Raw genomic sequence first — 16616 nt, 5'->3', positions numbered from 1 at the left:
CCTCCCCCACCGGCCCGGCCGCCGCGCCCGCACCCGATATCCGTCCGCGCCGTCGCTCGCGCCCACCGGCGCGATATCGACCACTTTCGAATCCGAGAGCACCCGCGCCCCCGCCGCCTCGGCCAGCCACAGGTAATTCTTCGGCAGACTGTTCTTCGCCCCGTACCGGCATCCGAGCATGCACTGCCCGCAGCGCACGCATCCGGTGCGCGCCGGTCCCGCGCCGTCGAAATACGGGTCGGGCACCGTTTTCCCGGGTTCCCCGAAATACACCGCGATCGGCGTGTGCCGATATCCTTCCGGCACACCGAGTTCCCCCGCGAGTTCCCGCATGAGCCCGTCCACCGGCCGCTCCCCCGGATACGGCTCCACCCCGAACATGCGCCGCGCGGTCTCGAAATGCGGCGCCAATTCCGCACGCCAGTCCACCAATTCACCCCATTGCGGATGCCGGTAGAAGTCATCGCTCTGCGGCTGGTACATGGTGTTGGCGTACACCAGGCTGCCGCCGCCCACCCCGACTCCGGCCAGCACCATCACATGCTTGTAGGGCGCCAGCCGCAATATTCCGCGCATGCCCAGCGACGGCAGCCACAGGAATTTCCGCAACTGCGTGGCCTTCTCGGCGAATTCGTGATCGGCGAATCGGCGGCCCTGTTCGAGGACGCCGACCCGATATCCCTTCTCGGACAGGCGTAATGCGCTGACGCTGGCCCCGAACCCGCTGCCGACCACAATCCAATCGAAGTCGAATTCCTCGTCCCCGGGCTGGGCTGTTTCCACGTCGCACCCTTCCGCACAACCGATGTCCCGGGGACGCTATCCGGGGTCGGGGCGGCCCAACCAGGGCCGCCGCGGACTGGCGATTGATATTTCCCGACGCCGTGCGAGCAGGAAAGGGGGCGGTTAAACCAGTTCGGGCACGCGGGTGACCATGCGCCCGTGGCGGGTGCGGTATTCCTGTGGCGGGCAGCCCTTCCAGCGCCGGAACGCGCGAATGAACGACGCCGCCTCCGCATAGCCCAGCCGCGCGGCGACCTGTTCGGTGGTCATATCGGTGAAGTCGAGCAGTTCTTCCGACAGCGCCTGCCGCACCTCGTCGAGCAGCGCGCGGAAGGAGGTGCCCTCCTCGCTGAGCCGCCGCGACAGCGTGCGCGGGCTCATGAACAGGTCGGCCGCCACCGTCGCCTGATCCGGGATCTGACCGGGGTTGCGCACCAGCAGATCCCGCACCGCGCCCGCCACGCCGACCCGGGCATGCCGGCGTGCCAGCAAATCGCGGCACATTTGCTCGCAGGTGCCGCGCGCCCATTCATTGGCCTGCGGCAGCGGCAGATCCAGGTAGGCGGCGGCGAAGGCGAACTCGTTGCGTTCCGCGCCGAACTCCGGTTCGATGCCGAAGGCGTCGCGGTAGCGGCTGGTGTCCTCGGGCCCGCCGTGCCGGAAGGCCAGGCGCTCCACCGGAATTCCCACGGAGAACAGTTCCTTGCCGATCATCTGGATGCCGGTCATCACCCGCTCGGTCAGGAAGCCGCGCACGTCCTCGGGCACCTCGCGGTCGTCGAAGATCAGCCGCGCCCGGCCGTCGGACTCCTCGAAGGCGAGCTGGCCGAACGCGAAGGCCAGCTCCACATAGCGCAGCGCCACCTCGACCGCGTCGCGCAGCGTGCGGCTCGACAGCATGGCCAGACCCCAGGGCCCGTACAGCGAAATGTGGTACCGGCTACCGGCTTCCACGCCCAGCCCGGGTTCGTCGCCGAACCGGGCGAGCAGATTGCGCACCACGGTGAGTTCCTGCCGGGCCGTGACTTCGGCGTTCGGGTCGATCACCGCCTCGACCGGGAGTCCTGTCCCAGCCAGGCAGGCCACCGCGGGCATCCCCCGTTCCTCGGCTATGCGCGTCATGATGTGGACGCTGGAGGTGTTTCTCAGTAGATCCCAGTCGAACATATGCGCGCTGTCCTCATCGACTTCCAGCAGGTGGCCATGCACGGGTATGGCACTCTGCATCAACTCAGGCTGGCCAGTGTGGCACAACTTACAAACAATAGTGTGCCGCATGTTAACGGATAATCCGACAGAATTGACCCAGACAGACAGAATATTCACCCTTCCCGCCGCATATTCGCCGGTCAGAGCCATGCGGGCGGCAATGGGCCTACCGTGATCCGACCGCATCGACGCGGTGGATCGCACGGGGAGGTTCGGCAGTGACACGCACCGAGGAGCTCCTGGAGGTCGCGGACGGCATCCGGCTGAGCATGGTGACCCATCACGTGCCCCTGCCCGACGGCTTCCCGGCGCATCCGGCCGACTGCGACAAGCTGCGACACCTGCGGGTCGCCCGCGCCACCGGGCCCGAGGATCCGGCCGCCGCCGACGTGGTGATCGCGCTGCTGCCGGGAGCCATCGCGGGCGCGCGGTCGCTGCAACCGCTGGGGCGCAATACGGTTCGCAATCTGGCCGCGGCCGGGGTGACCGCCGAGGTGTGGGTGTTGGATCGGCGCGCGAACGGCGTCGAGGACCATTCGGCCATCGAGGTCGCCATGGCCGAGGGCGACTACCACCTCGCCTTCGACTATTACTACGGCGGAAAACCGGTGGGCGGACGCCTTTTCGGCGGCTTCCAACGCGACCGCGATCTCGGATTCCTGGCCGAGTTCGGCACGGCGCGCACGATCGAGGACGCCCACGAGGTGCTGCGCCGCGAGATCCCCGATCCCGATATGCGTGCGCAGCGGCTGATCCTGGGCGGGCATTCGCTCGGCGGCATCCAGGCGGGCACCTACGCCGCCTGGGATTTCGACGGACGACCCGGGCACGAGCAGATCGCCGGGCTGGTGGCGCTGGACACCATCACTCATCTGGATCCGCTGCGATTGCGGGACCGGCGGGCGCTGGCCCGGCCGCTGGGCGCGCTCGCCCGGACACTCGAGCGAGTCCCCGCGGCCATGCGCCGCGGACTCGCCCCGCGCAGCACGGCGGTGCTGCGCGGCGGCTGGGGCAATGCCGAGGCGTTCGCGATAGTCGCCGCCGTGGGCGCGGCCGCCACCCTCGCGCCGCACGAGGAATCCGACATCCTGCGGCTGCTGCCCGAGCGCGGCACCGCGGACACGGTGGTGCGCGGCTCCACCGCCCGCACCTGGCGGGAATTCCTCACCGGGACACCGGATTACCGCAGGCTACGGCTTACCAACCAGGCCCTGCTCGGACTGCTCGGCGGCGCGCACACCTCGGTCAATATGGGCATTCTGTCCATGAGCTGCGGCACCTTGGACAGCGCGGAGGTCGCGCCCCGCACCTTCCCGCTCTCGTTCGAGGCGGGCCAGCGGCGCGGGCTGCGCCCGCTCTACACCGCCGCCTGCGGCACCGCGCCCCGCTTCAGCCCGACCTCGTTCGAGACCCTGTACGGCTGGCGCGATTACGACCGCTGCGGAACACCGGACGCGCCAGGGCAATTCACGCGCACCGGGATACCGATAGCGACCGCCGCCAGCGAGGTGGTGAGCCTGGTCGAGCTGGCGAAGATCCTGGCGGGCGGGCGGCTGAACGTCTTCGAGGACTACTTCCCGCTCCGCCAGAACCTGGATTCCGCTGCTGTCCTCGGCGGCTGCCGCACCGGCTCACTCGCCCCGATTCGGCACGAAAAGGGCGCTGCCCGCCTGCCTTTCGTCAACCTGATGGGCCAATCCAGCTTCACCCACGTCATCGAGGGTCTCGGTGTCTACCCGTCCGAGAATGTCCACTGGTTCCCCGGCTATCTGCACTGCGACCTTGCCGCCGGCGCGCACCCGCGAGCCGACGGCACCCCCGAGCCCATCGCGGCCGCCCTCGCCGACTTCGCCGCCGAAACCCTGGCACTGCTCCCCCGCGCGTCCTAGCCCGCCCCGCCGAGCGACGGGTGACGCCGATCACGTCGGAAAACGTCAACCCGCTGGCTGGCAGTGCCATGGGCAGCGGTAGCGGGGGTGCATAGCGTGCTGACAAGGGCAAACGTACGGCGTGCGGAAAGGGTTCGCGCCCTCGGGTTTCGGCTCGGGCGGGGAGAGCCGGAGGGAGGAAATGGATGCAGCCCGAATCGGCGACGCGTTCGAGGGGCGGTGCCGCCCTGCCGATCGTGCGGGAGAGCTGGCGGATCGTACGCGCGAATTTCTCCAATGTCGCGATCGCTAGCCTGCGGACCTTCGGGCGGACCGTCGATCTGGGGGCCGAATCGTTGCGGGGTGGCGGGCGGGATCTGGTCATCGGCAAGTTTCAGTGGCGTGAGATGTTCTCGCAGGCTTGGTATCTCGTCACCGTGACCGCGATTCCCGCCATTCTCATGGCGGTGCCGTTCGGGGTGGTGGTGTCGGTGCAGGTGGGCAATCTGATCCACCAGCTCGGCGCGGACTCGCTGATCGGCGCGGCCGGCGGGCTGGGCGTCATCCAGCAGGGCGCGCCCATCGCGACGGGGCTGCTGCTCGGCGGCGCGGGCGCCTCGGCCATCGCCTCGGATCTGGGGGCGCGCACGGTGCGCGAGGAGATCGACGCGCTGCGGGTGATGGGCATCGATCCGGTGCACCGGTTGGTGATTCCGCGGGTGGCGGCCATGGTTCTGGTCGCGCCGCTGCTGAATATCCTCGTCATCTTCGTCGGCATCGTGGCCGGATACTTCGTGGCCATCGGCGCGCAGAATGTGACGCCGGGCAGCTACTGGGCCACCTTCGGCGCGTTCACCGTCCTCACCGATGTGTGGATCTCGCTGGCCAAGGCCGTGCTGTTCGGCTTCGTGGTGGTGATCGTGGCGTGCCAGCGCGGGCTGGAGGCGCGGGGCGGGCCGCGCGGGGTGGCCGACGGGGTGAACGCGGCGGTGGTGCTGTCGGTGGCGGCGATCATCGTCATCAATCTGGTGCTGACCCAGGTGGTCACCATGTTCCTGCCCATGCGGGTGGCGTGATGACCGCTACTCCGTATGTGCCCAAGGGTTTTCGCACCGTTGCCCGACTCGCACGCAGTTCGGGCCGGGTGTGGACGCCGCTGGAGAACGCCGGGTTCATGCTCGGTTTCATCGCGCAGGCGCTGGTCGGGATTCCGTTGACGGTACGGCACTATCGCGGCCAGATTCTGCGCACCATCACCGATATGACCTGGGGCCGTGGCTCTTTGATCGTCGGCGGCGGCACCGTGCCCATGCTTGTCGTGCTGGGCCTGTCCATCGGGGCGGGCGTGGGCATCCAGGCATTCGCGGCGCTCAATCTCATCGGTCTGGGCTCGGTGTCGGGTGTGGTGTCGGCGTTCGCGAACACCCGGGAGCTCGGGCCCATCGCCGCCGCAATCGGTTTCGCCGCGCAGGCGGGCTGCCGCATGACCGCCGAGATCGGGTCCATGCGCATCTCCGAGGAGATCGACGCCATCGAATCCCTCGGCCTGCGGTCGGTTCCCTTCGTGGTGACCACCCGCGTGATCGCGGGCGCGGTCGCCATCGTGCCGACCTTCCTGATCGCGCTGATCCTGTCCTACCTGTCCTGCTCCACGGTGATCGTGCTGCTGCACGGTCAGGCGGGCGGCGTGTACGACCACTATTTCTTCCAATTCACCAGCGGCTACGACATTCTCGCGGCGGTCGTGAAGATCCTCGTCTTCGGTGTCGCGGTGATCCTGATCCACTGCTACTACGGCTTCTTCGCCACCGGCGGGCCCGAAGGCGTGGGCATCGCGTCCGGGCGGGCGGTGCGCGCCAGTTTCGTGGCCATCATCGGCCTGGACATGGTGCTGACGCTGCTGCTGTGGGGCATCAATTCCTCGATCGAATTCCCCGGGTAGGTCAATGCCGAACTATGCGATTCCCGGAGTGCGCATCGGCCGCGGCCGATCCCGCCTCCTGGGGGTGCTCGCCGTGCTGCTGGTCGTGCTGGCGGTACTGCTGTGGAACACCCTCGACCAGCGCGGCGCGGGTGCGCGCCTGCGAATCCAGTTGCGCACCGAGCAGATCGGCGAGGGCATCGTGCCGGGAACGACGGTGCGTTTCGACGGGGTGGCCATCGGGCGCATCGACGGGGTGCGGCCACTCGAGCAGGGCCGCCAGTTGCTCACGCTGGATCTGGATCCGGGGCAGACCGCCGGGCTCACCGACACCCTCGGCGTCGACTACGCGCCGGAGAACCTGTTCGGAATCAGCGCGGTGGTCCTGCATGCCGCACCCGGCGGCACACCCCTGCGCAGCGGGCAGGTGATCGAATTGGGCGGCCGGGTCAGCGATGTCACCATGGGCGCGCTGCTGCGCTCGCTCACCCAGACCTCCACCGAGGTGCTCACGCCCAAGCTGACGCAGCTGCTCACCCAGTTCAACAGCGATCTACACGCCTTCACCCCGGTGTTGCAGGCGGTGATCGAGCTCAGCCGCGCGGTGGCCGACACCCAGCAGTACCCGTCGTCGTTCCTGCTGGCGAAGTACGCCGGGTTCTTCAACGGCTTCGGCGCGTTCACCTCGGCGACCTTCAAATTGGCCAAGGCCATCATGGATATCGAGATCTTCCGCAACGAACGCGACCGCTACAACGCCTCGATCGACATGCTGCGCCAGGGCGTGCTGGAGGGCGTCGCGCACACCCTCGACGTGGTGTACCAGAGCTTCGGCGGATTCACCGATCCACTGGCCCCGGTGGTGCAGGCGCTCGCCGACACCGTGCCGGATCCGGCGCTCTCGCACAGCCAGCTCACCGAGACCATCGACCGGGTGAATCGGATGTTCGCCGATACGCCGGGCGGGCCGACGCTGAATGTGGCCGTCACGCTGCTGGGGGCCGGGCGATGAAACAGCGGAGCCTGGGCGGAATCCTGTGGCGGCTGGGGGCTTTCGCCGCGGTCATGATCGCTTTGCTGCTGGTGGTGGTCAATGCCATCGTGCGGCCGGTCGGCGGCGAAACCGTCTCGTACAAGGCCGAATTCACCGATGTGAGCGGGTTGAAGGCCGGCGATGACGTGCGCATGTTCGGGGTGCAGGTGGGCAAGGTGACCGCCATCGACCTGAAGGGGGTTCGCGCGGTCATCGGGTTCACGGTGCGCCGGGATCGGCCGTTCTATGTCACCAGCGGGCTGGCCATCCGGTATCAGACGCTGACCGGGCAGCGGTATGTCGATGTGCGGCAACCGGATACGCCCGGGGAGCGGCTGCGCGCCGGATCGACGGTGAGCGCGGAGAAGACGGTGCCGTCGTTCGATATCACCCAGCTGTTCAACGGTCTGCAGCCGGTGTTGCAGGAGTTCTCGCCCGGTGCGCTCAACCAGTTCACCGAGAGCGTGCTGGCGGTGGTTCAGGGCAATGGCAATGGCATCGGGCCCGCGCTGGACGCCTTCGAGAAGCTCAGCCGCTATGTCACCGACAAGCAGGCGGTGCTGTCGCTGGTGTTGTCGAACCTGCAGGCCATCTCCGACCAGATCGGCGGCAAGTCACCGCAATTGGTGACGCTGCTCAAGGGCCTGGCCGATGTGTTCACCTCCTTCCGCACCGAGCTCGACGGGCTGCTGCATTTCGCTGCGGTCGCGCCCTCGGCGCTGGCGCCGCTGAACAGCCTGCTGGCGACCCTCGGCCTGACCGAGACCACGAATCCGACCCTGGAGAAGGATCTGCAGCTGTTGTTCCCCGATCCGAATCAAGCGCTCGACGTGCTGGGGCGGCTGCCCGGGCTGCTGCAGTCGCTGGCCAATCTGCTGCCGCCGGCCGGGCCCACGGCCGGTGAGGTCAAGCTGACCTGTTCGAAGGGGCCCGCCGAGGTGCCCGCGCCGTTCTCGGTGCTGATCAGCGGTCAAAGGGTGTCGATATGCCGAAGCTGAAGCCCGGCACGGCCGCCCGGGAACTGCGGTACGGGTTGATCGGCGCGGCGGTGCTGGCCGTGGTGCTGGTGGCCACCGCGGCGTTCTATGTGCTGCCGATCGGAAAGCACACGTATACCGCGGATTTGAGCGAGGCGCGGGCGGTGAAGGCGGGTGATGAGATCCGGGTCGCGGGCATTCACGTCGGCGCGGTGAAATCGCTGGAGCTGCTGCCGGATCGGGTGCGGATGACGTTCACGGTGAACGACAACGTGCACCTGGGCGATCAGACCAGCTTGGAAGTGCGCATGCTCACCGTGGTCGGCGGGCACTACATCGCGGCGTTCCCCGCCGGGGACAAGGACCTGGGCAGGCACACCATCCCCGCCGAGCGAGTCCGGCTGCCCTACAGCCTGATTCGCACCCTGCAGGACGCGACCGCGCCCATCGCGCAGGTCGACGGCGATACCCTGCGCAAGAACTTCGACGCGCTGCAGGATTCGCTGACCGGCAGCCCGGAGGGGTTGCGGCGCATGGGTGAGGCCGTGCAGAGCCTGGTCGGGCTGATCAACCGGCAGAACACGGCGGTATCGCGGTCGCTGACCGTGATGGACGAGTACCTCACCGCCATCGACGGCAACCGGTCGCTGCTGGGGACCTTCCTGCGCAAGATCGGCGCGCTGGAGACCGACGGGCTGGCCAAGAAGGCCGAGATCGCCGAATCGCTTACCGTCACAGCGCAATTGCTGGCGCGGATCGCGGGTGTCGAGCCCGCCTGGCACAACGAACTCGAACCGCTGGCGGACAAGCTGGAGGCCGCGGTGCCGCAGCTGGAGGATCTGGGTCGGCGCTTCGACCAGGTGCTGACCAATCTCGGCGAGCTGAAGAACCGGCTGGCCGCGGCGGCGGGGGCCGAGGACAGGGTGGTGGTCGACCAGTCGGGGATCGTCATCACCGCGCCCCAGGTCTGCATACCGCTGCCGGGGAGGGAGTGCTGATGAAACGCTTTCTCGGATCACAGGGCTTCATCACCGCGGTCGGAGTGACGGTGATGGTGCTGGTCGCACTGGTCGCGTATCTCATCGCGTTCGATCCGGTGAAGAAGACCCTCGGCTACTGCGCGATCATGCCCGATGCCATCGGCCTCTACCCGGGCAATCACGTCACCATGCTCGGCATCCCGGTCGGCAAGGTCACCGCCGTGGAACCCGAGAACGGTTCCGTGCGTGTGGCTTTCACCGTGGATGCCGCACATCCCCTGCACGGTCAGGTCACTGCCACCACGGTGTCGGACACCCTGGTCGCCGACCGGGATCTGGAGGTGCTGGGCGACAGCAAATCTCCCGAGCGCTGGCCCACCGGCACCTGTGTCACCAAGACGTTCACGCCCAAGAGCCTCACCCAGACCCTCGAGGCGTTCTCCCGCCTGGCCGAGCAGATCAACGGCAATGGTGATCCGGCGCAGCAGGATCGGCTGCGGGAGGCCGTGCAGTCCTTCGACAAGTCGACCACCGGGACCGGGCCGAAGCTGAATCAGCTCATCAAGGATCTCGGCGCGGCGATGAACCATCCCGATGCGGCGGTCGGGCATCTGGGCGCGATGCTGGACGCGTTCGCCTCACTCGCGCAGAGTGTTTCACTGAACTGGAACGACATCAAGGTGGCACTCACCCAGGCCAACGAGGGCATCGGCTTCATCAACTCGGTGTGGGGCGAGACCGTCGAGATCGTCGACTCGCTGCTGGTGATCCTGCCGTGGTTCAACACCATCGCGCACAAGTACGGGCGGTCGATTCTCAACGGGCTCGATGCCGCGATTCCGAAGTTGAAGCTGCTCTCGGCGGGCATCGGCTCGCTGCAACAGCTTTTGAACATGCTCCCCGGACTGCTGTCCGCGTTCGAGCAGTTCATCGATCCGCAGACCGGGCAGGTTAAGGTCGGGTACGCGCCGCCGCGGGTCGCCTTGCCGCCCGAGAACGCCGAGCAAGTGTGCGGGGCGCTGAATGCCCTGCGTCCCGGCGCGTGCCACAACACCGATCAGGGTCTGGCGAATGTGGATCTGCTACCGCTGGTCTTCGGAACGGCCGGTGCGCGATGAGACGAACCGCTCTGCTGGCCGTCGCCGTCGCGACGCTGCTGCCCGCCGGATGCGCCTTCGATCCGGCCTCGGTGCCGATGCCGGGAGCCTCGGTGTCCGGGCCGACCTATCCGGTGCACATCGAATTCGCCAATGCCCTCAACCTGCCCGCGCAGGCCAAGGTGATGGCCAATGGCGCGAAGATCGGGAGCCTGCGCTCGGTGCGGGTGATCGATCCGTCGGCGTCCGCGCCCGGGCGCATCGATGCCGTGGTGGAGATCCAGGAATCGGTGCAGCTGCCGATCAGCACCACCGCGCAATTGCGGCAGGACACGATTCTCGGGGACGTCTTCATCGGACTCACCACTCCCCCGGGCGATTTCACGCACACCCTGCCCGCGAACGGGGTCATTCCGGTGGCGCAGACCAAACCCGCGCTGCAAGTGGAGGATCTGCTGGTCGGCCTGTCGACCTTCGTGGGCGGCGGTGCGCTGCACCAGATCCAGGAGATCATCGATCAGTCCAATGCGGTATTGCCCGCCGACAGCAAGGACACCGCGCGGATCGTCGATCGGATGGGGACCGATATCCGGGACCTGTCGGGCAATCTCGATGTCCTGGACAAGTCGCTCGACGCGTTCCAGCGCGACCTCGACGCCGTACTCGGCAATCCGCGCGAACTCAACGCGCTGCTCAGTGAGCAAGGGGCGCACGACATTCCGGCCGATGTGCAGGCGCTGGTGAACACCCTCGGCATCGTCGGCTCGCTCGGCGATATCGGGCAGTCGCTGGTGCCGCTGGCGCCGCTGCTGCGCGCCGCGGACGCGGCGGCCGAGGCGTTCGTGCCGATGCTGCTGGCCCGCAATCCCCTCGACCTGAGCGCGCCGTCGAATCTGAACCGGCTGGTCGCACTGTTGCAGGACAAGATCATCCCGTTCGTGCAGAACGGGCCGAAGGTGAACATCACCTCGGTGACGATCGGCGAGGATCCCGCGGTCGATCGGCTCGACGCCATGGTGCGTGCCCTGCGAATGATCGGAGTCGTCCGGTGAAGCCGAGTTCGGTGCTCTCGCTGGCCAGTATCGGGCTGATCCTGGTGCTGGGCAGCGTGTATCTGACCTTCGGGGTGGCGCGGGTGAGCTGGTTCCGGCACGAGATCGACGCGGCCATGACCGTGCCACAGTCGGGCGGGCTGCTGCCGCGCTCGAAGGTGCTGCTGTCGGGGGTGCAGGTCGGGCAGGTCACCGAGGTGTCGCACGGGGCCGACGGGGTGCTGGTGCGGTTCCGGGTGTCGGATCGGTATCCGATCCCGACCGCCAGCGCGGTGCGCATCGACGGGCTGTCCGGGCTCGGGGAACCCTACATCGAATTCGAGCCGCCGTCGGGGGCCGGGCCGTTCCTGCGGGACGGACAGACGTTGCGCGGCACCAGGATCGCCGCGCCGGTGTCGATTCCGGAGGTCGCCGCGACCACCACCCGGCTCATGCATCAGCTGGATCCGGCGGCGCTGTCGTCCATCGTGGACACCTTCAGCCAGGCAATGGCGGGCACCGACGCGGTGGTGCCGGAGCTCTCGCGGGCCACCGATCTGCTGGCCGCCACGCTGGTCAGCCGCACCGATCTGATCCGGCGGATGCTGCTGGCCTTGCAGTCGCACGCCACCGATATGGATTGGGCGGAACCGGCATTGCTGACCGCGTCGGGCCCGTGGGCCGATTTCGGGCCGCGCGTCTCGGAGGTCGCGGCCTCCATCGCCGCGGTGATCCGGGCGGGCAATATTCCGGATTCCTTCGAGGAGAACAGCAAGGACAAGCTCGGGCTGGTGCCGTGGCTGGAACAGCTCACCGACCGGCTGCGGGCCATGGGGCCCGATCTCGCGCCACTGGCCCCGCTGGTCGCGCCGCTGTTCGCCACCGCGACGCCGCTGATCCAGCGGCTGGACCTGGGGAGCTTGATCAGCCAGGCCCTCAATGCCACCAGTCCCGACGGCACGCTGCGCCTGCGGATCGCCGTCAAGTAATCACCGGGAGACAGTCATGACCATAGAACTCGACAAGACCGCCGACGAGGGCACGGCCGCAACGGAATCCGGGAAGCCCGTGGCGGGGCGCGCGGTCTCGGTATCGGTACGCACGCTGGCATGGTCGGCCGCGGTGGCGGTTCCGACCATCACCGCCCTCGTCCTGGGTGTTCAGCTGGTGTCCGCACACGACGACCTCTCGGCGCGTGCGGCCACGGCCGCCGACAACGCTCACGCCGAGCAGGTGGCCAGCGATTACGCCGTCGGCGCGTCCACGGTGAACTTCGCCGACTTCGACTCGTGGGTGGCGCGGTTGAAGAAGAACACCGCGCCCGCGCTGGCCACCAAATTCGAGTCCACCGCACCGAAATTGCAGGATCTGCTGACGCCGTTGAAGTGGACCTCGACGGGCTCGCCGATCTCGGCGAAGGTGGTGAGCGAATCGGCAGGGGTGTACAAGGTGAACGTCTTCGTCAATGTCTCCTCCACCAATGCCCAGAATCCCGATGGGGCGCGGACCACGGTCACCTACAACGTGACGGTGGATCGCAATGCGGACTGGAAGGTCAGCGATGTGGGCGGGCTCGACGGCGCGCTACCGCTCAAGTGACGGGGGTTGTATGACACAGGATTTCGATTGGCTGGTCATCGGTTCCGGGTTCGGCGGGAGCGTGTCGGCGCTGCGGCTGGCGGAGAAGGGGCATCGGGTCGGGGTGCTGGAGGCGGGGCGGCGGTTCGCCGATGAGGATTTCGCCGAACGGGCCTCGCAGGTGTGGCGGTATTACTTTCTGCCGGCGTTGGGGATGCGGGGGATCTTCCGGCCGACGCTGTTCAAGGATGTGTTCGTGGTGACCGGCGCGGGGGTGGGCGGCGGGTCGCTGACCTATGCGAACACGCTGTATCGCAGTCGGCCGGAGTTCGCGCGGAATCCGCAGTGGGCGCATCTCGGCGACTGGGATGCCGAGCTCGAAACGCATTACGACACAGCTGAACACATGCTCGGGGTGACGAGCATGTCCGAGGACGGCACGGCCGATACGCTGCTGCGCGAATACGCCGCCGAGCACGGATTCGCCGACACCTACGCGCGCAGCAGGGTCGGTGTGTTCCTCGGCGAACCCGGAAAGACCGTGCCCGACCCGTATTTCGGCGGTGAAGGTCCCGAGCGCGCGGGGTGTATCCAGTGCGGATCGTGTCTGCTGGGCTGCCGCCACAATGCCAAGAACACGCTGGTCAAGAACTATCTGTGGTTCGCCGAGCGGCGTGGGGCGCGAATTATGGCCGAGCGCACCGTGACCGACGTCCGGCCGATCGGGGCGGCCGATGGCAGTGACGGGTACGTGGTGACCAGTGAGCGCACCGGACGCTGGTTCCGCCGCGACCGGCAGACCCATACGGCGGGCGGTGTCGTGGTGGCGGGCGGCGCATTGGGTACGAATCGACTGTTGTTGCGCTGCAAGCTCTCCGGGTCGCTGCCGGACCTGTCCTCGCGGCTGGGGACGCTGGTGCGGACCAACAGCGAATCGATTCTCGCGGTGACCGCGCGCGACGACACACACGATTTCTCGCGCGGGCTCGCGCTCACCTCCGGGGTATACCCGGAGCCGAACACCCATATCCAGCCCGTAACCTACGGTGCGGGAGGCGATTTCATGTCGCTGCTCACCACGCTCGCCACCCCGCGCGGCACCCGGCGGACCCGGCCGTTCCATTACGTCGCCAATATCCTGCGGCATCCGGTGCGGTTCGCGCGGGCCAGCCGGATCCGGCACGCGTCGCGGCGGACCATGCTGCTGACCACGATGGAGTCGGTGGACAACTCGGTGTCGCTGCAGGTGCGGTTCCGGCTGCCCACCGGGTATCCGGTGCTCACCACCGTGCAGGATCCGGAACATCCCATCCCGCAGTTCATTCCGGCCGCCTACCGGGCCGCCGAGGCCATTGCCGCCAAGATCGGCGGGGTGGTGCGGGCGGCGGCGCCGGAGGCGATCTTCTCGATTCCCACCACCGCGCACATTCTCGGCGGTGCGGCCATCGGCGACTCGCCCGCCAGCGGGGTGATCGACGCGCGGCACCGGGTCTACGGGTATCGGAATCTGCTCGTCTGCGACGGCGCGGCGATTCCGGCCAATGTCGGGGTGAACCCGAGCCTGACGATCACGGCCATGGCCGAGCGGGCCATGACCTTCGTCGAGTAGCGGATTACCGTCCGCTCCAGCGGGGTTCGCGGCGCTCCAGGAAGGCGGCGATGCCCTCGGCGGTGTCCTGGGAGGACAGCGTCGCGGCCATCGCCGCCTCGGTGATGCGCCAGGCCTGCTCGTCGTCGGCGGAGTTGAGCTGCTCGAGGGCATTGAGGCTCTCGCGCACCGAGACCGGCGCGTTGCGGCAGATCCGTTGCGCGAGCTCGCGCGCCGACTTCTCGGCCTGGCCCGGCTCGGTGACCACGTTGACGAAACCGAGCTGGTAAGCGCGCTCGGCGGTCAGCGGATCACCGGTCAGCAGGAGTTCTTTCGCGACATTCAGCGGCAGTGCCCGGTGGGTACGGAACAGCCCGCCGCACGTGGCGATGACCCCGCGCCGCACCTCGGGCAGACCGAAGGTGGCGGTGCGCCCGGCCACCACCAGATCGCTGGCCAGCACCAATTCCATACCGCCGCCGAGAGCGTTCCCTTCGACCGCGGCGATGATCGGCTTGCTCGTGCTCCGGCGGATGACGCCGTATTCGCCGCCGCGCGCGGTCTTCTCGCCCGGCCCGGCGGCCAGGTCGGTGCCCGCCGAGAACATGGTCTCGGTGCCGGTCAGGACCGCGACCCACAGGTCCGGGTCGTCCTCGAAGTCATTGAGCGCCGCGTCCAGGCCCGCGGTCATCTCGGCGTCGATGGCATTGCGCTTGTGCGGGCGGTTCATCCGGATCACCAGGGTCCGGCCGTCGCGTTCTCGATCCACGGTCATGCGCCGATCATGGCCGACCCCGCGGCGCGCGCCCAACCGGGTGGCAGCGGCTGTCAATCAATTGGCCAGCTCGGAAAGACCGTTCGAGAACCCCGCGACATAGGTTCCATATTGAGACCACCCGAAAGGAGCACGTCCGCGATGACGCCGGCCACTGAACACCTTCACTCGGTTCCCGACTTCGTGCCGACCACGCCCGATGTCGAGGTCGCCATTATCGGCGCGGGATTCGGCGGGCTCGGCGCGGCCGTCGAACTGCGCAAGGCCGGGATCGAGAGCTTCGTGATCCTGGACAAGAACACCGATATCGGCGGCACCTGGCATGCGAACACGTATCCCGGTGTGGCCGTGGATATTCCATCGGTGTACTACAGCTTCTCCTATCTGGCCCCGCAGACCTGGTCGCGGCTGTTCGCGCCCGGCGCCGAGGTGAAGGCGTACGCGGATCAGCTCGCCGACAAGTTCGAGCTGCGCCCGCACCTGCGGCTGAACACCCGCGTCACCGGGGCGACCTGGGAGCAGGACACCCACCGCTGGCGCATCGACACCGAGAACGACTCGTTCACAGCGCGTTTCGTCATCGGTGCGGTCGGCGGCCTGGAAGTGCCGCGCATGCCGGACATCCCCGGCGTCGACGAGTTCGCGGGCAAGGTCGTGCACACCGCCCGCTGGGATCACGACTATGACTACGGTGGCAAGCGCATCGCGGTCATCGGCACCGGAGCCACAGCGCTGCAATTGATTCCGGAGCTGGCCGATGTCGCCTCGCACCTGACGGTGTTCCAGCGCACCCCCATCTGGGTGGTGCCCAAGGTCGACTTCCGCATCGACTGGGGTCTCAAGCAGGCCCTCGACATCGTGCCCGGCCTGCGCCGACTGGTGCGCCTGGCCGTCATGGCCACCTTCGACACCGGCGTATCCACCGCGGGCGTCTTCTACCGCACCACCGGCCCGGCCGTCCGCTTCACCGGCCGAATGATCAAGCGCTGGTACGGAACCCAGGTCCGCGACGAGAAGCTACGCGAACAGCTGACCCCCGACTACGCCCTGGGCTGCAAACGCCCCTCGGTCTCCAACCGCTACCTGCGCACCTTCACCCGCGACCATGTCTCTCTCATCACCACCCCCATCGACAAGATCACCCCCACCGCCGTGGTCACCACCGACGGCGCCGAACACGAGATCGACGTCCTGGTCTGCGCCACCGGCTTCAAGGTCATGGAAACCGGCGCCACCCCGCCCTTCCCCATCCACGGCCGCGGACTCGAACTCGGAAAGTTCTGGCAGGACAACCGCTTCCAGGCCTACCAAGGCGTCTCCATCCCCAACTTCCCCAACCTCTTCCTCATCACCGGCCCCTACGGCTTCGCGGCAGCCTCCTACATAGCCATGATCGAATGCACCGCCGCCCACGCCCGCCGAGCCATCACCGCGGCCCGCGACCGCCAAGCCACCTCGGTAGAAATCCGCCAATCCCCCCACGACGCCTACTGGCGCAAATCCCTCCGCCGCCACAAATCCGCCCTCTGGCAAACCAACGACTGCGAATCCTCCAACACCTACTACATCAACACCCACCACGACGTAGCCGCCATCCGCCCCACCACCCACACCGAAATGTGGTGGGGCAACAAACACTTCCCCCTCAACCACTACCACTACACCCGGGACTGTAAGAACAACGGTGTAACTCCGAATCAAGGAGTGGCACATGGACTCTGATGTGAGGTCCGCCGTGTTGGCCGATACTGACGCGGTGGCCAGACCCAGGAAACC

At 67.7% G+C, this 16616-nt stretch carries 15 protein-coding genes; 12 read left to right on the top strand and 3 right to left on the bottom strand.

Annotated elements, in window-relative coordinates; genetic code table 11:
* Both ACAM49_RS31970 and ACAM49_RS31965 read right to left on the bottom strand, forming a co-directional pair.
* The coding region (locus tag ACAM49_RS31970) for a GMC family oxidoreductase N-terminal domain-containing protein (protein WP_369639286.1) at window positions 1-783 on the bottom strand (783 nt) is incomplete at its 3' end.
* Window positions 784-906: 123 nt separating this feature from the next.
* Entirely contained in the window at window positions 907-2010 is a 1104-nt protein-coding gene (locus ACAM49_RS31965) for an AraC family transcriptional regulator (RefSeq protein ID WP_369639285.1), read from the bottom strand.
* A gap of 200 nt (window positions 2011-2210) precedes the next feature.
* Here ACAM49_RS31965 and ACAM49_RS31960 point away from each other — a divergent pair, with 200 nt between their 5' ends.
* The 11 genes from ACAM49_RS31960 to ACAM49_RS31910 all read left to right on the top strand — a co-directional run bounded on the left by ACAM49_RS31960 (window position 2211) and on the right by ACAM49_RS31910 (window position 14086).
* Window positions 2211-3881: a hypothetical protein gene (locus ACAM49_RS31960; RefSeq protein ID WP_369639284.1), complete on the top strand. Its 1671-nt coding sequence runs from the start codon at window positions 2211-2213 to the stop codon at window positions 3879-3881.
* A gap of 185 nt (window positions 3882-4066) precedes the next feature.
* On the top strand, window positions 4067-4936 hold the full coding sequence (locus ACAM49_RS31955; RefSeq protein ID WP_369639283.1) for an MlaE family ABC transporter permease: 870 nt from the start codon (window positions 4067-4069) through the stop codon (window positions 4934-4936).
* Window positions 4936-5802: an ABC transporter permease gene (locus ACAM49_RS31950; protein WP_369639282.1), complete on the top strand. Its 867-nt coding sequence runs from the start codon at window positions 4936-4938 to the stop codon at window positions 5800-5802. Before ACAM49_RS31955 ends, ACAM49_RS31950 begins: the two co-directional genes overlap by 1 nt.
* Window positions 5803-5806: 4 nt before the next feature.
* Window positions 5807-6793: a mammalian cell entry protein gene (locus ACAM49_RS31945; protein ID WP_369639281.1), complete on the top strand. Its 987-nt coding sequence runs from the start codon at window positions 5807-5809 to the stop codon at window positions 6791-6793.
* Window positions 6790-7812 (top strand): MlaD family protein, encoded by a 1023-nt coding sequence (locus ACAM49_RS31940; protein WP_369639280.1) that lies wholly within the window; start codon window positions 6790-6792, stop codon window positions 7810-7812. The genes ACAM49_RS31945 and ACAM49_RS31940 overlap by 4 nt, the downstream gene beginning before the upstream one ends.
* Complete coding sequence (locus ACAM49_RS31935) at window positions 7800-8789, top strand: MlaD family protein (RefSeq protein WP_369639279.1); 990 nt, start codon at window positions 7800-7802, stop codon at window positions 8787-8789. Before ACAM49_RS31940 ends, ACAM49_RS31935 begins: the two co-directional genes overlap by 13 nt.
* A complete protein-coding gene (locus ACAM49_RS31930; RefSeq protein ID WP_369639278.1) occupies window positions 8789-9889 on the top strand; it encodes an MlaD family protein in 1101 nt (366 codons plus the stop codon). Before ACAM49_RS31935 ends, ACAM49_RS31930 begins: the two co-directional genes overlap by 1 nt.
* Window positions 9886-10920 carry an MlaD family protein gene (locus tag ACAM49_RS31925; RefSeq protein WP_369639277.1) on the top strand — a complete coding sequence of 345 codons (1035 nt, stop codon included), beginning with the start codon at window positions 9886-9888 and terminating at the stop codon, window positions 10918-10920. Before ACAM49_RS31930 ends, ACAM49_RS31925 begins: the two co-directional genes overlap by 4 nt.
* On the top strand, window positions 10917-11888 hold the full coding sequence (locus ACAM49_RS31920) for an MlaD family protein (protein WP_369639276.1): 972 nt from the start codon (window positions 10917-10919) through the stop codon (window positions 11886-11888). The genes ACAM49_RS31925 and ACAM49_RS31920 overlap by 4 nt, the downstream gene beginning before the upstream one ends.
* Before the next feature lie 16 nt (window positions 11889-11904).
* Window positions 11905-12498: a hypothetical protein gene (locus ACAM49_RS31915; RefSeq protein WP_369639275.1), complete on the top strand. Its 594-nt coding sequence runs from the start codon at window positions 11905-11907 to the stop codon at window positions 12496-12498.
* 10 nt (window positions 12499-12508) lie between these two features.
* A complete protein-coding gene (locus tag ACAM49_RS31910) occupies window positions 12509-14086 on the top strand; it encodes an FAD-dependent oxidoreductase (RefSeq protein WP_369639274.1) in 1578 nt (525 codons plus the stop codon).
* Window positions 14087-14090: 4 nt separating this feature from the next.
* On the opposite strand, the gene ACAM49_RS31905 is transcribed toward ACAM49_RS31910, so the two are convergent.
* Entirely contained in the window at window positions 14091-14840 is a 750-nt protein-coding gene (locus ACAM49_RS31905) for an enoyl-CoA hydratase-related protein (RefSeq protein ID WP_369639273.1), read from the bottom strand.
* Window positions 14841-14981: 141 nt separating this feature from the next.
* Between ACAM49_RS31905 and ACAM49_RS31900 the strand changes: the two genes are divergently transcribed.
* The gene (locus tag ACAM49_RS31900) at window positions 14982-16562 is read left to right on the top strand and encodes a flavin-containing monooxygenase (RefSeq protein WP_369639272.1); all 1581 of its coding nucleotides are present in this window, start codon (window positions 14982-14984) and stop codon (window positions 16560-16562) included.
* Window positions 16563-16616 lie beyond the last annotated feature (54 nt).

Source organism: Nocardia sp. JMUB6875 (genome assembly GCF_041154655.1).
Classification (GTDB): domain Bacteria; phylum Actinomycetota; class Actinomycetes; order Mycobacteriales; family Mycobacteriaceae; genus Nocardia.
This window is presented reverse-complemented; position numbering and strand designations above follow the sequence as displayed.